The organism is Natronospirillum sp. (assembly GCF_022565775.1).
In the GTDB taxonomy this organism is placed as follows: Bacteria; Pseudomonadota; Gammaproteobacteria; order Pseudomonadales; family Natronospirillaceae; genus Natronospirillum.
This window is the reverse complement of sequence record NZ_JAIUMC010000006.1, coordinates 59,896-75,950: the sequence shown is the minus strand read 5'-3', so window position 1 is coordinate 75,950 and position 16,055 is coordinate 59,896. Positions and strand designations below refer to the sequence as shown.

Genomic DNA, 16,055 nt, shown 5'->3' with positions numbered 1-16,055 from the left:
ACTCAAGCGAGGTCCGGGCAACTCTTACCTGGTTCGGGATGCCAGAAAGAGCAAATCCAATGACTAGTCATGAGCAGTTTGGGTTGACCGCTTCAGAAAGCCGGGCAAGCTGATGGATTGTTCGTTGTAGTCTCGTCTACTACTGCGCACCAAACTTCTGGGTCCAGTAGATGCTGTACTGCGCGTCGCTGGCCAGTTCGTGGGCCACGCCCATATCCTCGAATGCCGGGTTCATGATATTGCTGCAGTGGCCGGGGCTATCAAGCCAACCCTGGACCACGGCGGCTGGGGTGGGTTGACCGGCTGCTATGTTTTCGCCAACGGCTGTCCAGCCGGTATAGCCTTCATTATCAAGGCGTTGAGACGGCTGCGAACCCTCAGAACCGGTGTGCGAAAAGAAGTCATTGCTGACCATGTCCTTGGAGTGTCCACGGGCAGCGGATTCGATGGTGCAGTGCCAGCTTAACGGTTCGGCGGGTTCATAAGTCGTGTCGCCACATGTATACCCACTCTCCCTGGCTTCATTGACCAGTCGCAGCAGTTCTTCCCGATCTTCCTGCCCTTCACTGTTCGGACAGAAGCCTGACGCCTCGGATGCAGTGTCCTGTTCATCTGAGTCTGAAGACCCATCGGAATCATCAAAACAGGCTGTCAGTGTCAGACACAAGGTGCTTGCGGTGATAATGCTAAGATACGGCTTCACTGGTTACTTCTCTCCAGAGGAATTTCATCGCAGCAAGACATCAGGTCTGCTGTCTGACTCCGTTCACTATAACGGTTTCACCTCAAAAGGCTTGCGAGAATAGGCGGTGTCGTCTTTTCATGGTTGGCCTGTACTGAAATTGAGCTGGTGGTAAGGTGGATTAGCGTGGCCGTTGGGTTTGGCCGGCAGGCCCTTTAGACCAAACGGAGAAATACGCATGACCCCAGAGCTCGACCCGGGCGCACTCGCGCTGGAAATGAAGGTGGCACAGGACTCGGCGCAGCAGCTCGAGCCATTCACGGCACGCTATTCCGGCTTCGATCTCGCTGCGGCCTATGAGGTTGCGGATGTGGTGCACCGCGCGCGGATGGCAGCAGGCGCCAGGTCGGTTGGGCGGAAGATTGGCTTCACCAACCATGAGATGTGGTCGGTCTATGGTGTTCGCGAGCCGATCTGGGGTTACCTCTATGATAAGACCGTCGTGCAACTGGATGATACGCGCGCGACCTGCAGTCTTGGCCGGTTCGTCGAGCCCAAGATCGAACCGGAAATCGTGTTTGGTTTTCGCACTGCGCCCAGACCCGGCGCAAGCATTCCCGGGATTCTGGAGTCGATCGACTGGGTGGCCAATGGCTTCGAGGTTGTGCAGTCGCACTTTCCCGGCTGGCGATTTCAGGCGGCGGATACGGTGGCGGATGGCGGGCTGCACGGTAATCTGCTGATCGGCCCCCGGCAGTCTGTGTCGCAACTTGGCAGTGATGCCATGGCTGCTTTGGAATCTTTCACGCTGACACTGTCTTGCGATGGTCAGCCTGTCACCACCGGCAAGGGCTCCAATGTGCTGGGCAGCCCTCTGGCCGCCATCGCACATTTGCTGGAGGTACTGGCCCGACAGCCCGACTATGCGCCGCTGCAGGCTGGCGACATTGTGACCACGGGTACCATCACTACCGCCGAGACCATCCAGCCGGGTGAAACCTGGCAATCGGAAGTGCAGGGCATTGCGTTGCCAGATCTCGCCGTGGAGTTTTTCGACGGCAAGGGCTGAATGCCCGAAAGTGTGCAGAAGATGGGTCTTGATGCTGGATACATGGCAGTAGTGCAGCAGTTGCTTGACGTAAACCAAGCTTTAAGTTTTAACCTGCGCACAGAATTCGTGCAAAGAGACTGTTATGTATGCCGAGTCAGAATGTGAAAGTCACCGGTAATGTGCTGACGGTTGGTCAGGTCGCCAAGAGAACCGGCGTGGCGGCCTCTGCATTGCGTTTTTACGAGGCCAAGGGCCTGATCAGCAGTTGGCGCAATGACGGCGGGCAGCGGCGTTTCTCGCGGGAGGTGCTGCGTCGTGTGTCGGTGATCAAGACGGCGCAGCGCCTGGGCATCAAGCTGTCCGATATTGCGGAATCCCTGTCTGCACTGCCCAGGAACCGCACGCCCACTCCGGAAGACTGGCGCCAGTTGTCCCGCCACTGGCAGCAGCATCTGGACCAGCGGATCGAGCAACTTACCCTGTTGCGTGACCAACTGGATGGCTGCATTGGCTGCGGCTGCCTGTCGCTCGACATCTGCCCGCTGCAGAACCCGGACGACGAGGCCGCCAAGGCAGGTCCGGGCCCGGTCGTGTTCAACGAAGTATTGGAAGGGGAGCGGGAAGCGTAATTAGGCTGCCTGCTGAAAAGGTCGACTTCACATGGGCCTGTGGCTAATCTTGTGGCATGACTTACCGCAGACTGACAGGCCCCGCCGAGAGCTACGACGCACTGGTGCAGCGTTTTCGCTGGCCGCAACCCACGCATTTCAATATCGGTGTGGAAACCGTGGATCGCCATGCTACGGATCCGGAGCGGCTGGCGCTGATTTATGAGCGCGATGACGGCAGCGTCGAGCGCTACACCTTTGCCCGCATCAAGGACCTTTCCGATCGCTTCGCCCTGGCGTTGCGCGCACTCGGCCTGGTGGCGGGTGACCGAGTGGCGATATTGCTGCCGCAGGCTCCGGATACAGCGATCTCTCATGCGGCCATCTACAAATCGGGGGCCATTGCACTGCCGCTGTTTACCCAGTTTGGGCCGGACGCGCTGCGCTATCGGCTGAGCGACAGCGGTGCTCGGGTGGTCATCACGAATCCGGACAATCTGGACAAGGTGATGGCGTTGCGCGCCGAGCTGCCGGAACTGCAGCACGTCATCGTGACCGGCGCCGGACAGGTGGCCGGTACCCAATCCTTTGAACGGCTGATCGACCAGGTGCAGGGCACCTTCGAGCCGGTGAACACCCAGGCCGAGGACCCGGCGCTGATCATCTATACCTCGGGCACAACGGGCAACCCCAAGGGCGCGCTGCATGCGCACCGGGTGCTGCTCGGGCATCTGCCGGGTGTGGAATTGCCGCACGAGTTCTTCCCGCAGCCCGATGATCTGTTCTGGACACCGGCTGACTGGGCCTGGATCGGCGGCCTGCTGGATGTGCTGCTGCCGGCCTGGTATTACGGCGTGCCGGTGCTGGCGCATCGGTTTCCCAAATTCGATCCGGAGCAGGCGTTTGAGCTGATGGCTCGACACAGCGTGCGCAACAGCTTTCTGCCACCGACGGCACTGAAGCTGATGCGACAGGTACCCGATTCGCGCCAACGCTTCGGCTGCCAACTGCGCTCCATCGGCAGTGGTGGCGAAACCCTGGGCTCGGAGATTCTGGACTGGGGGCGCGAGACCTTCGGCCTGGAGATCAACGAGTTCTACGGCCAGACCGAGTGCAACCTGATTGTGGGCAACTGTGCCGGGCTGATGCCGGTGCGGCCCGGCTCCATGGGGCGAGCCATTCCGGGGCACGAGGTGGCGATAGTCGACGAGTCTGGTCAGCCGCTACCGGATGGCACCGACGGGCTGATTGCCGTGCACCGGCTGGATCCCGCCATGATGCTGCGCTACTGGAACCGACCGGAGGCCACCGAGGAGAAGTTCATCGGCGACTGGCTGCTGACCGGCGATATGGGCCGCCGCGACAGCGACGGCTACTTCTGGTATCTGGGCCGCACGGATGACGTGATCACCAGTGCCGGCTATCGCATTGGCCCGGCCGAGATAGAGGACTGCCTGCTGCGCCACCCGGCGGTCGCCATGGCAGCAGTGATCGGGGTGCCGGACAAGGTGCGCACCGAGGTCGTCAAAGCCTTTGTCGTGCTGGCACCCGGCCACACCGCAGAAGCCAAACTGGCGGAAGACATACAGCAGTTTGTGCGTCAGCACCTGGCCGCCTATGAAACCCCGCGCGAGGTGGCGTTTGTCGAAGAACTGCCGCTGACGACCACCGGCAAGGTAATGCGTCGGGTGCTGCGGGAGCAGGAGCCGGGCAGACGTTGACTCTACTCCGGCTCTGCCAGTGGCAGGCTATGCCGTTCCCCGACGCGCCACGGGCGCATTCCAGGCCAGTGACTTGCTGTCAGTGCTTGTGGTTACAGCTTCCTCCGCTGCCGTGATTGTGCCCACAACCGCCCCCGTGGCTATGGCTATGGCTGTGGCTGTGACCACTGCTAGAGCCGGTGACAATGGCCCCATGCACGGTTTTCCTGCTTTGGATTGATCCATAGGCCGGCGTTTCGCGGCTGTTGGAGTACATTTGTTCCGCCAGCGCGACATTGGATGCACATCCACAGGCTGTCGCTGCCGCGCTTTTGTAGTTTATCTGAACATGTTTTTTCAGCCCCTTGAGGTGCAACGCCGGCGCACTGGTGATGACCCGTTTGATGGCTTCACCCGTTTCAGGATGTCTGTCCATCGCAGAGTCATTGATGCTGTGAAAGAATTCAAAGATCTCTCCTGAATCAACGCCTTGGTATTGGTATGTAGGCATGGCTTTCTCCTGAATTGGTTTCAATACTCGTTGGCCACGAACAATTCCTGAGCCGGGAACAGTGTAATAATCCGGCATCCATCTGCCGTCACCACGACTTCCTCTTCGATGCGAGCGGCGCCATTGCCGTCGGCAGCCGGACAATAGGTCTCCAGCGCGAACACCATCCCTTCCTGCAACTCGAACGGGTTATCGAACGACACGAGGCGGCTGATGATCGGGCGTTCATGCAACGCTAGCCCCAGGCCGTGCCCGAACTGCAGGCCGAATGCTTCCATTTCGCTCTGGAACCCGAAGTCGGTAGCCGCGGGCCAGACCGCTGCAATCTTGTCGGTGGTCATGCCGGGTCTAACCAGATTGATGGCGGCATCGATCCACTCGCGCGCCTTTCTATAAGCGTCGACTTGGGCCGGTGTTTTGCTGCCCACATTGAGCGTTCGGTAGTAGCAGGTCCGGTAGCCCATGTAAGACTGGATAATATCGAAGAAGGCCTGATCCCCTGGCCGGTACATGCGATCGGTAAAGTTGTGCGGATGCGGGCTGCACCGCTCACCGGATACGGCATTGATGGCCTCTACGTCATCTGATCCGTTGTCGTACAGAAACTTGTTGGCAATGGCGACCAGCTCATTCTCTCGGTAGCCGGGCTTCAGGTGTTCGGCGATGAGTTGGTAGCACCCATCAACCATCGATGCGGACTGGTTGAGCAGAATGATCTCATCCATGCTTTTGATCTGCCGGGCATTCAGCATGACCTGCTGCACATCACGCACATCCAGGCCCTGTTGCTGCAGGGCAAACAGCATCGGGGGTTCGCAAATGTCGACGCCGATCGGCATGTCGGCAACGCCTTCGGATTGCAGAATATCGCGGATTTCCTTGGCCGCGTTGTCAAAAAGCCCGGCCTCTTTTGCGACCGAACCACGCAACCCCAGCATGCCGGCACGCCAATGGTCGTTTTCGAACCAGGGGTTGTGGATTCGATGGTGTGCCGCTGCGCTGCCGAAATCCCACAGGTACGGATCGGAGTTGCCCGTAAACAAGGCATAGCGACATACTTTGTCCCGGCTCCACTCGCCAATGACACTGCTGGTCAGATAGCGAATATTGTTGTTGTCGAAGCACAGCATGGCGCCCAGGTCGGATTCACGAAGCGCCTGCCTGGCCCGTTCTACCCGGTATTTGTGCAGACGACTGAAGTCGACACGCTGTTCAAAATCAACACTCATCCGCCCGGGAGCCGGTATGGGCCGGTTCCATTCCCAGCGCGGATCAAGCGCGTCTGTGTCGATTACGCGTGGCTCAACATTGATATTCTGACTCATAAGACCTTCCTCACCCGGGCTGTCGTGGCTGACTACTTCATTCGGGGCAATGCACCATCGTGCTTGTCGCTGCAGTGGTGTAATGCGGAACCCAGTAGTTCTCTTGTACTCACGGGTTTTGCTTTTGTTTTGGTTGCTTTGCTCTGCTGCGACCTTCCAGTGCAGTCGAGCTTGGCAACGTGTGCATTAACCTTAACCCCAGACGAACAGCATGAAACCCCCCAGCGCGTCCTTTGTGCTTCTAAAATATCCAAAATGGACAAGATCGCTGTTACTACACCGAGGCACTCACGGTATATTCACTGTCATCTCACACAGACCCGGCGATAAAAAGAAAAACGGAGAGCGCAATGGGTATCAATAATCAGCTGGGCAAGCATCACCATTAATGGCCGGTGAAGCAGTGCGACCACGCTAAGCAATGAGGTTAGCAATGAGCAAAACAAAAAAAGCAGAGTTGAATGCTGAAGACGCATTGAGAATGTTTCGGCAAATGCTCCGCATACGAACGTTCGAAAACAATGCGAATCAGCTCTATTTGTCGGCAAAGATGCCCGGCCTGACGCATATGTACTCTGGCGAGGAGGCGGTTGCGGTCGGTATCTGTGACGCTCTGCTGCCCACAGACAAGATAACCTCCACCCACCGTGGCCACGGTCACTGCGTGGCGAAGGGTGCCGAGTTCAAGGCGATGTTCTGCGAACTGCTCGGGCGTGAAGAAGGCTACTGCCGGGGCAAGGGCGGCTCCATGCACATTGCGGATCAATCGAACGGCAACCTGGGTGCCAACGCGATCGTGGGTGGCTCTCTGGGTATAGCAACCGGTGCAGCGCTGACCGCCAAATTGAAGAAAACAAGTGATGTCGCCGTCTGTTTTTTTGGTGATGGCGCAACAGCCCAGGGGCTCATGTATGAAGTCATGAACATGGCCGCGCTGTGGAATCTTCCGGTGATCTATGCCTGTGAAAACAATGGCTACTCGGAATACACCAAAACTGAAGAGATTGCCGCCGGCTCCATCACGGCACGCGCAGAGGCGTTTGGTATCGAGGCCCACCAGGTCGATGGTCAGGATGTTATTGCGGTGAACGCCCTGGCAAAGTCGCTTGTCGAGCGCGCGCGCAACGGCGAGGGCCCCTTTTTCGTGGAGCTCATGACCTACCGATATCACGGGCACCATGTGGGCGACATCAACCGCGAATACTACCGTGCCAAGACAGAGGAAGAGGACTGGAAGAAGAACCGGGATCCCATCATTCGTCTGCGCTCCTGGCTGGTCGAGAATGGCCATGCCACGGAAGAGGCTCTGGATGAAATCAATGCAGCGGTCACTGAAGATGCAGAGAACGCTGTCGCCTATGCGCTGAACGCACCATATCCAGCTGCGTCGGAGGTGGACATGCATGTCTTCACCGATGTTGAGCATGTCCTGGCCTGAGGGGAATCGTATGCGAGAAATAACCTTTTCAAAAGCAGTCAACGAAGCATTGGCTGAAGAGATGCGCCAAGATGAAACAGTCATCATCCTGGGCGAGGACGTGGCGGAAGCAGGCACGCCTTTCAAGATTCTGTCCGGGCTGGTTGAGGAGTTCGGCACCGACCGCGTGATCGACACGCCGATTTCCGAGCCCGGCTTTACCGGCATTGGTGTCGGGGCTGCCATGACGGGGATGCGTCCGGTGGTCGACCTCATGTTCGGTGATTTTATCTTTCTGATCATGGACCAGTTGTGCAACCAGGCAGCCAAGGCGCATTACATGTCAGGCGGCAAACTCAATGTGCCCATGGTGTTGCGCACCAACATGGGGGCGACCCGGCGCTCGGCCGCTCAGCACTCCCAGTCGCTGCATGCCATTGTTGCGCACATACCGGGCCTGAAGATTGCCATGCCGTCGTCCGCCTATGAAGCCAAAGGCTTGCTGAAAACAGCCATTCGCGACGACAACCCGGTGGTTATTTTCGAAGACAAGCTGATGTATCAGGATTCCGCTGAAGTTCCGGAAGAAGAATACGCCATTCCCTTTGGTCAGGCGTGTGTGAAACGCGAAGGAACGGATATAACCCTGATTGGCACCTCATCGATGGTGCAGGTCTGCGAGAAAGCTGCAGACATGCTGCAGGAAAAGGGCATCAACGCAGAGGTTATCGACCCGCGAACCATTGTCCCTCTGGATGAGAAAACGCTGGTTGAATCAGCGAAAAAGACCGGCCGGGTCATTGTTGTCGACGAAGGCCATCAAAGTTTCGGCGTGACCTCGGAAATCGCCAGCCGCATCAACGAAAAGGCATTCTACTATCTGGATGCGCCGACCACCCGAATTGGAGCAATGGATGTGCCTATTCCTTTCTCGCCTGTGCTGGAGGACATCACCGTACCCACTCCGGAGGGCGTGTTTGAGCAGGCCATGAAGCTTGTCAGCGGGGAGTTGATCGATGCGGCATGAAATCATCATGCCCGCCCTCGGCATGGCACAGGACAAGGGGACTCTGCTCGCGTGGCGCAAGTCGGAGGGTGAGTCTGTTACCGAGGGTGAGGCCTTGTTCGAAGTGGAAACCGACAAGACCACGATGGAGGTGGAGGCACCCGCCAGTGGGTTCCTGGTCGAGATCAGTGCCAGTGATGGCGATGAGGTTGCGGTCGGCAAAGTGATCGCGCTGATTAGTGATTCCAGGGATGCGTCCGGTTCATCCCCGAAAGAGCCCGCTGCTGCAACCAGTGACCAAGCCCCTGAAGCTGATTCATTACCGCCGGGAAAATCCGTCATCATGCCCGTGCTGGGAATGTCTCAGGACACCGGCACGTTGGTGGCGTGGAGCAAGAAAATCGGAGATCAGGTCAAGGAGGACGACACCCTCTTTGAAGTGGAAACCGACAAGAACGTGGTCGAGGTGCCAGCCGGCGTCAGTGGCTATCTCGTTGCGCGCCTTGCGGCTGAAGGAGACGATGTACCGACCGGAGAGACGATTGCGATCATCAATAGTGAGCAGGTCTCGGCGATGGTCGACAGGGCCTACTCGAAGTCAGCTGTACCAACACCAGAGCCGGAGCAAGCACCCTCCGAGACGGTGCCGAAGGCAGCAGCTGACCCTTTGGCTGCCAAACGGCCTGTGGCACAGGCCGCCCGCAGATCTGCACCAGAGGGTAAAATACTGGCGTCTCCGAAGTTGAAGCGGATGGCACATCAGGCTGGTTACAACCTTGCCCTGCTTGCGGCCACCAATCACCCTCAGCCGTTTCATGCCCGGGACTTTGAAGTGCTCAGGGAAGCCAACGAGGTAAAAGTCGACCACAGCAGCGCGGCTCACGCCGGCGCCGCGATCAACCGATTGTCTGCCCACGTTGCAGCGCCTGAACTCTACTCATTTGTCGCCTGGGCTGTCGATAATGTCGAAAACGCCAGTGAGCAGCGTGTTATCGCTACCTTCGCCGGTGCCAGTCTGGCCGAGAACTCGATCGTGCGAATTGATCGTCGTGGTGAGAGTGAGGCGTTTTCAACACATCACCAATTGTCACACACGGTTGAATCGGAATCCGAGCCAGACCTCATCGTTCATGACCTGAGAGGGACTTTTATTTCCGCGGCGGAGCTTACCCCGGAGTCGGTTCCTGTGCTCGCCATCGTTGGTTCGAACGACGAACTCACGGTGACTTTGACGTGCGTTGACGCTCAACTGGCCGGAAAAGACGCCGCTGTCTTGCTCGACAATTTTGCCGCCCGGCTGGCAGACCCGATCCGACACCTTTTCTAATCCAGGATATTGTTATGACAATACAACAACATTCAATGAACAATGTTCCCACTGATCTCTATATCGATGGTCATTTTACGGAAGCCTCGGGTGGCGCTCGGTTTGATGTGGTCAACCCTGCGACCGAGGAGCTTTTGGCCACCGTGGCTTCCGCCGAGATTCCTGATGCGGATGCGGCGCTCGATGCAGCAGAGAAAGCCATGGTGAAATGGGCTGCCAAAACGCCACGCGAACGCTCTGAAGTGCTCAGAAAAGCCTGGGAACTGATCGATTCGCGACTGGAAGAGTTCGCCCAATTGATCACCCTGGAAAACGGCAAAGGCAGAGCCGATGCCATTGGTGAAGTTCGCTATGCGGCTGAATTCTTTCGCTGGTTTGCAGAGGAGGCGGTACGCGCAGATGGGCTTGTGACTCATGCCCCGGCCTCCGGTGCGAGAATCATCGTGCAACACAAGCCCGCTGGTTTGGCTGTGCTGGTGACCCCCTGGAATTACCCTGCGGCAATGGGGACGCGGAAAATCGCCCCGGCACTCGCTGCCGGCTGTGCTGTCATCATCAAGCCAGCAGCCGAGACGCCCCTGACCATGCTGGCACTGATGCCCCTGCTCGAAGAGGCCGGTGTTCCGCCGGGGCTCGTCAACGTGCTGCCCACCAACCATCCTGCAGAAGTAGTCGACCATATGTTGCACGACCCGCGTGTGCGTGTCGTGTCGTTTACCGGTTCAACGGCGGTTGGCCGCAAACTGCTCAAGGCGGCTGCGGATCAGGTGTTGACCCCGGCTATGGAGCTCGGGGGCAATGCCCCCGTTATCGTGTTCGAAGACGCTGATATGGATACTGCGATTGAAGGTGTGATGCTGGCGAAGATGCGCAACCTTGGCGAAGCCTGCACAGCGGCCAATCGGGTCTATGTGCACAAGAACGTTGCTGAAGCATTCACCAAACGCATTACAGAGAGAATGTCTGCGCTGAAGATCGGAAATGGTATCGACCCTGATGTCGACGTGGGTGCACTGGTTAACCTGAGCACGCTCGAGAAAGTAGAGGGCTTTGTGCATGACGCGGTCGAAAAGGGCGCGAAGGTAGAATGCGGTGGGCGTCGACTGGAAGGCAAGGGTTTCTTCTTCCCGCCCACGGTGCTCTCCAATGTGTCGGAAGATGCCGACTGTGTTCACGATGAGATCTTTGGGCCGGTTGTGGCGATCCAGACATTTGAAGACCAGGAAGACGTTATTCGCCGAGCCAATGATACAGAGTATGGGCTCGTCGCCTATGTCTTCTCCTCGGACATGAGGCGGGCAATGCATGTTTGCGAACGCCTGGACTATGGCATGGTGGGCCTGAATCGTGGTCTTGTCAGCGACCCTGCAGCGCCCTTTGGGGGCAGCAAGCAATCAGGCCTGGGGCGCGAAGGTGGCCATGAAGGCATGCTGGAGTTCATGGAAACCCAGTACATCTCTGCTACCTGGTAAACGGACGAGGGTTATCGAATGCACAAAGTAGTAGCCTCACCGAGCGTTCGAGCGCGAGCACGCAGCTTATCGATCGATCTGCAAGCGCTCGCTGATCGCCTGGGCAGAACACAACTGACCATGGACGACCTCAATAGTCCTCAGACAACGGAGCGACCAGTGAACGATTACAGCAGCTATTGGGATATCGAACACAGTCAATATGGGCCGGTGGAAGCCCATAAGACATCAAGATTCGACCGCGTTGCGGGCAACAATCTGACCGCTGCCAATGTGGTTATACCTCAGGTGACTCACCACGATGAAGTGGACGCCAGTCAGCTGGAAATGGTTCGCGCTCAGTATAAAGCCGAATCCAAAGCGCGTGGCGTGAAACTGACAACGCTTCCCTTTTTTGTAAAAGCGCTGGCTGTTTCATTGCGCAAGTTTCCCAAATTCAACTCATCACTGAGCCCGGATGGAGAAACGCTCTACCTGAAGGATTACATTCATGTTGGTATTGCGGTAGATACCGAGCATGGATTGATGGTGCCCGTTATTCGGGATGCCGACAGGAAAGGGCTTTGGCAAATTGCAGAAGAGATTGTCGACCTCGCCACCAGGGCCAAGTCGAGAAAACTGGTTCCTGAAGAAATGGGCGGCGCCTCAATGACCATTACCAACCTTGGCGGAATAGGGGGCACCAGCTTCAGCCCCATCGTTAATCCGCCAGAGGTTGCCATTCTGGGCATTACAAGAATGCAGCATCAACCGGTTTGGAATGGTGAAGCCTTTGTCGCTACGCCTATGGTTCCGCTCGACCTGAGCTATGATCACCGGGTTATCAACGGTGCCGATGCGGCACGTTTTCTGAGTGAATATGCACGCAGCCTGGCCGATATTCGTTTGCTCCTGGTCTGAGTGACAGGCTGCCCGTGACAGGCACAAACCAAAAAGCCGCGAGGGCCTTGCGCACTTTGCGGCTTTTTTGCACCTCACAAGACACCCTAAGATCTGAGGCGTTTGCCTGCCAGGGTTTGCGGGCGCATCTGGTATCTGCAACTACTGCGCGTCGCGCACCAGGCGCACGCGACGGTTGTAGGATTTGCGTCCCCAGTAGCCGTAACCGTCATTGAAGTCCACAAACCATGCAAGGTCCGGGTTTCTGACAGAAATCGAGGCGGACCAGAACAGAAGCGCCGGGGTGCCCGGAAAGACCGCTTGATTGATCGACGGTTTGACCCTGCACACTTCCACAATAGTGCGCAGTTCCTGGATCTCGGGGAGGCGCCATTCCGCATCATTCTCGGCCAGTTGCACGGCGTCCTGCCATGAGTAGCCCCCAGCAGTGCCAACGCAGGCTGAATTGCTCCAGCTCATGCCCAGTGGACAGCGTTGCCACTCCAGCCCTGTGGGTTCGTGGCGCACCACGGAGCCATTGTCGAACGCGGTGAACGCACTAGACGGCGTTCTCTCACTGAGATTGGAAACGCAATCCCCAGCGGCCGACGAGATGTCAGCCAGCACAGGCAGTGCCACCATGGACCCAAACAAAGCCGGTGCTATACGAAACATTCGCAGGATATTCATGACAGAGACACTCCCGGATTATCCAGTGGCCATCAAGAGACACTGAGCGCATTGCGAGACGCGATGCGACAGAACCGACCAGAATCATCGGGTCGGTTCCATGTCTCGGGATCGCCTTACTGCATGATCATGCCGCCATCGATCATCAGCAGCTGACCGGTCATGTAGTCCGAGTCCTTGGCTGCAAGGAAGGACGCCGTTCCAATAACGTCTTCCGGATACGAATAGCGTTTCATCAGAATCATGTTCTCGGCGAGCTTGTCCATTGATTCACCCTGCTTGTCGAACTTGCCGATGTTGACCAGGTCCTTGTCCAATTGCTCCCACAGTTCCGTGCGCACGACGCCCGGACCGTACCCGTTGACGGTGATGTTGTGGTCCACCAGCGCTTTGGCCCCGCCATTGATCATGGCCAGTACAGCATGCTTGCTGCAGGAGTAGGGCACCACATCATCGAACGCCTGACGCGACAAAATGGACCCGACATTGATGATCTTGTAGGGGCCGTTCTCCTTGCCCTGATCGATCATCTGGCGGGCGGCCTCCTGCATCCCGATCAAGGTGCCGAGCGCATTGACGTCCATGATCTGCTGCCAGTTCTCTTCCGTGATATCCATGAACATCAGTGGTTTGTTGATGCCGGCGTTGTTGACCATGACATTGAGGCTGCCAAACGCCTCTACAGTGGCAGCAACAGCGGCTCGCATCTGAGCACGGTCGGTCACGTTGAGATTGGCCGCAATGGCACGACCACCGTCCTTGCTGTTGATGCGGGCTGCTACTTCCTCACAGCCCTCAACATTCAGGTCTGCCACGCACACGTTGGCCCCCTGAGCAGCGTAATCTTCAGCCACGGCAGCACCCATGCCGCGTGCAGCACCAGTGATCAAGCAGTTTTTACCCTTTAGTCTTGTTTTATCCATTGGGATATCACCTTTTCCTCTTTGATTTATCTTGTATTTGTAAGGCGCCCATCAACATTGTCCGTATGGCATGTATCAGAGGCCCCTGTTTCGATAATCGACCAATAAAGTCATCAACTCAAACGTTGCCAGTATGAATAAAATCCACTCTGGATTTTTTTGTTTGCTTTGCGAAAGCCTGCTCATGGCGGGTGTTCCGCGCATATTCAGACTTTTAGTTGACCCAGCTGACCGTCCAGCTTTTGCGCCAATTCACCGACTCGCCCGCTTGCCTCATTCACAGATCGGGATAACGTCAGCAGGTGTTGCCCGGCTTCATTGATTTGCGACATGCTGCGATTGATCTCCTCGTTCACTCGGTTTTGTTCTTCTGCGGCACTGGCGACCTGGGTGGCGCGTTCAGAGATGGACTCTATGCTGTCTGCCACCGTCTGAAATTTGTCATTGGCCTTGATGGCTTCATCCGCTGTCTGTTTCGACCGGCGGGAGGAGCGGTCAATTTCCGTGACCGTGCTTTTGACCTCTTGATGCAGGTCCTCTATCAGGTTCTCGATTTGCTGGGTGGAGTCCCGTGTTCGCGCCGCCAGGCTGCGGACTTCGTCCGCTACCACGGCGAAACCGCGCCCTTGCTCTCCGGCACGGGCGGCTTCGATGGCTGCGTTCAGGGCCAACAGATTGGTCTGCTCGGCAATGCCCTGAATAACCTCGATGATGTTGGAAATGTTGTTGCTGCTGGCCGATACTCGGCTGATGCGCTGGCTGATTTCGGTCATGTCTTCCGCGACTGCCGTCACCTCACTCAGCGTGCGCTCGAAGGCTTCTCTGGCTTCGACCAGGGAGACCGTGGACGCTTCCGTTTCCTGCGCGTTATCGAGCGACAGCCGCGACACCTCATCGGCGGTTGTGCTCATCTGCTCCATGGCCGTGACGATGCTGTGCACTTCCTCCTGCTGCGCGTTAGTTGCCTGCTGTGTGCTGTTGGCGGCCTCGATCAGTGCATTACCCTGTTCGACCAGCGCATCCGCATGGGACTTGGATGAAGTGATCATGCTGCGAAGCTTTGCTGTGAAGTTGTTGAACCCCTCGGAGACGGTGATCAGTTCACGGTGACGGTCCATGTTAAGGCGCCGCGTGAGATCCCCCTTGGCGCCAGCCAGTTCGGCCACACGTTGGCCCATCATGGCGAGGGGGCGTGTGGTGTAGGACAGCCAGAAGCTCATGACCAGCAGTGCCAGCACCAGCATCACGAGCCCCAGCGCTGCCATCTGAAAGGCTGTGGACTGATAGCCTTGCGTCAGTTCGGCCTGCAGCTCATCCACTGCCGACAGGGCCAGGGCCTCGGGAACCGTAATGGCGACAGACCAGTCTCCCAGCTCCTGACCTGTGGAAACCGGAGCCTGTGCCAGAAGCCGGTTGTCCGACAGCAGTGCACCGGTGTCGTCGTTCAGACGCTGCGCGACCTCGGGGTCGGTAGCGTCAAGTCTGGTTTCTCCGGGTTCGATAGCCGGGTCGCTGCTCGCTACTAGTTGTCCGCCCGGGCTGACCAGATAGATGCGGCTGGCACCTTCAAACACTGAGTCTGCAAGTGATTCGATATGATCCTGCAAATGATTCAGGGCCAGATCCGCCCCGACCACACCCCGGAATTCGTCCTGTACCAGCACAGGTGTTGTCAGGGCGATAATGGCCTGCTCTGTCTCCAGATCATTGAATGGCTCCGTGACGCACACTGACGCAGTGTCCAGACTGCACAGATACCATTCACCGACCCGCACGCCCGGCGCGAGCTCTGTCATGTCGTACTTGAGCTCGGCATCAGTGACATTGGCTTCTGTCACCAGCCCTTCTGCATCGCGGCGCCAGTGCACGGCCAGGGTGCCGGAGTCGGAAGAGTGGTTCCAACTGCCACGGAAAAAGCGGTCATTGCCGTCATAGGCGTTTTCTTCAAAATGGATAAAGAGTGACTGCAGGCGTGGCTGCGAAGTCAGCGTGTCGCGCGCCATACGCATGATGATGCCGCGGTCCATCGGGATTCTGAGTTCCTCACTGTCGACGTTTACGGCGGTACCCGACAGCAACGCGGCCATGACACCAGTGACATCGAGTGTGCCGGTAAACTGGCTCTCGACTTCTGACGCCACGGAATTGGCTATTTCCTGCAAGCTCTGCAGCGTCATCGTCTCCATAGACTCGGCCGATCGCTGAATCGCTGATTCACCGCTGGCGCGCATGGAATTGACGCTCTGCAGAATAAGAAAGCTGGTGGCAATCACCAGCATTATGGCAACGCCCAGCGTAAGTTTTAGCCGCAATGACCAGGCTTTCATGTCTGACCTCACTCTTGTTATTGTATGAGGTGATTCAGTCCTTCAGCGGACCATTGAGTCACGGAAAAAAACAGGGGCAACGAAGTGCCCCCCAATGAGCACCGCAACACATGACGACGCAGGTACTTCGCAGTACC

14 protein-coding genes are annotated in these 16,055 nt (G+C 57.4%); 8 read left to right on the top strand and 6 right to left on the bottom strand.

Annotation, left to right across the window (positions count from 1 at the left end; all coding sequences use genetic code 11):
- Positions 1-139: 139 nt before the first annotated feature.
- Positions 140-703: a CAP domain-containing protein gene (locus tag LAT62_RS03040; RefSeq protein ID WP_293378764.1), complete on the bottom strand. Its 564-nt coding sequence runs from the start codon at positions 701-703 to the stop codon at positions 140-142.
- A 217-nt stretch (positions 704-920) separates the two neighbouring features.
- On the opposite strand from LAT62_RS03040, the gene LAT62_RS03035 reads away from it, so the two are divergent.
- From LAT62_RS03035 to LAT62_RS03025, 3 genes are all read left to right on the top strand, one after another.
- The gene (locus tag LAT62_RS03035; protein WP_293378761.1) at positions 921-1,751 is read left to right on the top strand and encodes a fumarylacetoacetate hydrolase family protein; all 831 of its coding nucleotides are present in this window, start codon (positions 921-923) and stop codon (positions 1,749-1,751) included.
- A gap of 128 nt (positions 1,752-1,879) precedes the next feature.
- Positions 1,880-2,362, top strand: coding sequence for a redox-sensitive transcriptional activator SoxR (soxR, locus tag LAT62_RS03030; protein WP_293378758.1), 483 nt, complete (start codon positions 1,880-1,882; stop codon positions 2,360-2,362).
- Between the two features lie 56 nt (positions 2,363-2,418).
- Positions 2,419-4,062: an acyl-CoA synthetase gene (locus LAT62_RS03025; RefSeq protein ID WP_293378755.1), complete on the top strand. Its 1,644-nt coding sequence runs from the start codon at positions 2,419-2,421 to the stop codon at positions 4,060-4,062.
- Between the two features lie 79 nt (positions 4,063-4,141).
- On the opposite strand, the gene LAT62_RS03020 is transcribed toward LAT62_RS03025, so the two are convergent.
- Complete coding sequence (locus LAT62_RS03020) at positions 4,142-4,552, bottom strand: hypothetical protein (protein ID WP_293378752.1); 411 nt, start codon at positions 4,550-4,552, stop codon at positions 4,142-4,144.
- Positions 4,553-4,572: 20 nt separating this feature from the next.
- Positions 4,573-5,877, bottom strand: coding sequence for a Xaa-Pro peptidase family protein (locus LAT62_RS03015; RefSeq protein ID WP_293378749.1), 1,305 nt, complete (start codon positions 5,875-5,877; stop codon positions 4,573-4,575).
- A 433-nt stretch (positions 5,878-6,310) separates the two neighbouring features.
- Here LAT62_RS03015 and LAT62_RS03010 point away from each other — a divergent pair, with 433 nt between their 5' ends.
- The 5 genes from LAT62_RS03010 (at position 6,311) to LAT62_RS02990 (ending at position 11,999) form a co-directional block, all read left to right on the top strand.
- The gene (locus LAT62_RS03010; RefSeq protein ID WP_293378746.1) at positions 6,311-7,315 is read left to right on the top strand and encodes a thiamine pyrophosphate-dependent dehydrogenase E1 component subunit alpha; all 1,005 of its coding nucleotides are present in this window, start codon (positions 6,311-6,313) and stop codon (positions 7,313-7,315) included.
- A 10-nt stretch (positions 7,316-7,325) separates the two neighbouring features.
- Positions 7,326-8,321 (top strand): alpha-ketoacid dehydrogenase subunit beta, encoded by a 996-nt coding sequence (locus LAT62_RS03005; protein ID WP_293378743.1) that lies wholly within the window; start codon positions 7,326-7,328, stop codon positions 8,319-8,321.
- Positions 8,311-9,627, top strand: coding sequence for a biotin/lipoyl-containing protein (locus tag LAT62_RS03000; protein WP_293378740.1), 1,317 nt, complete (start codon positions 8,311-8,313; stop codon positions 9,625-9,627). The genes LAT62_RS03005 and LAT62_RS03000 overlap by 11 nt, the downstream gene beginning before the upstream one ends.
- Positions 9,628-9,641: 14 nt before the next feature.
- Positions 9,642-11,099, top strand: coding sequence for an NAD-dependent succinate-semialdehyde dehydrogenase (locus LAT62_RS02995; protein WP_293378737.1), 1,458 nt, complete (start codon positions 9,642-9,644; stop codon positions 11,097-11,099).
- Between the two features lie 159 nt (positions 11,100-11,258).
- Positions 11,259-11,999 carry a 2-oxo acid dehydrogenase subunit E2 gene (locus tag LAT62_RS02990; RefSeq protein WP_293378734.1) on the top strand — a complete coding sequence of 247 codons (741 nt, stop codon included), beginning with the start codon at positions 11,259-11,261 and terminating at the stop codon, positions 11,997-11,999.
- Positions 12,000-12,140: 141 nt separating this feature from the next.
- On the opposite strand, the gene LAT62_RS02985 is transcribed toward LAT62_RS02990, so the two are convergent.
- From LAT62_RS02985 to LAT62_RS02975, 3 genes are all read right to left on the bottom strand, one after another.
- On the bottom strand, positions 12,141-12,668 hold the full coding sequence (locus LAT62_RS02985) for a DUF1566 domain-containing protein (RefSeq protein WP_293378731.1): 528 nt from the start codon (positions 12,666-12,668) through the stop codon (positions 12,141-12,143).
- 116 nt (positions 12,669-12,784) lie between these two features.
- Positions 12,785-13,558, bottom strand: a complete 774-nt coding sequence (locus tag LAT62_RS02980; RefSeq protein WP_293378728.1) for an SDR family oxidoreductase — start codon at positions 13,556-13,558, stop codon at positions 12,785-12,787.
- 239 nt (positions 13,559-13,797) lie between these two features.
- Positions 13,798-15,918 carry a methyl-accepting chemotaxis protein gene (locus LAT62_RS02975; protein ID WP_293378726.1) on the bottom strand — a complete coding sequence of 707 codons (2,121 nt, stop codon included), beginning with the start codon at positions 15,916-15,918 and terminating at the stop codon, positions 13,798-13,800.
- Positions 15,919-16,055 lie beyond the last annotated feature (137 nt).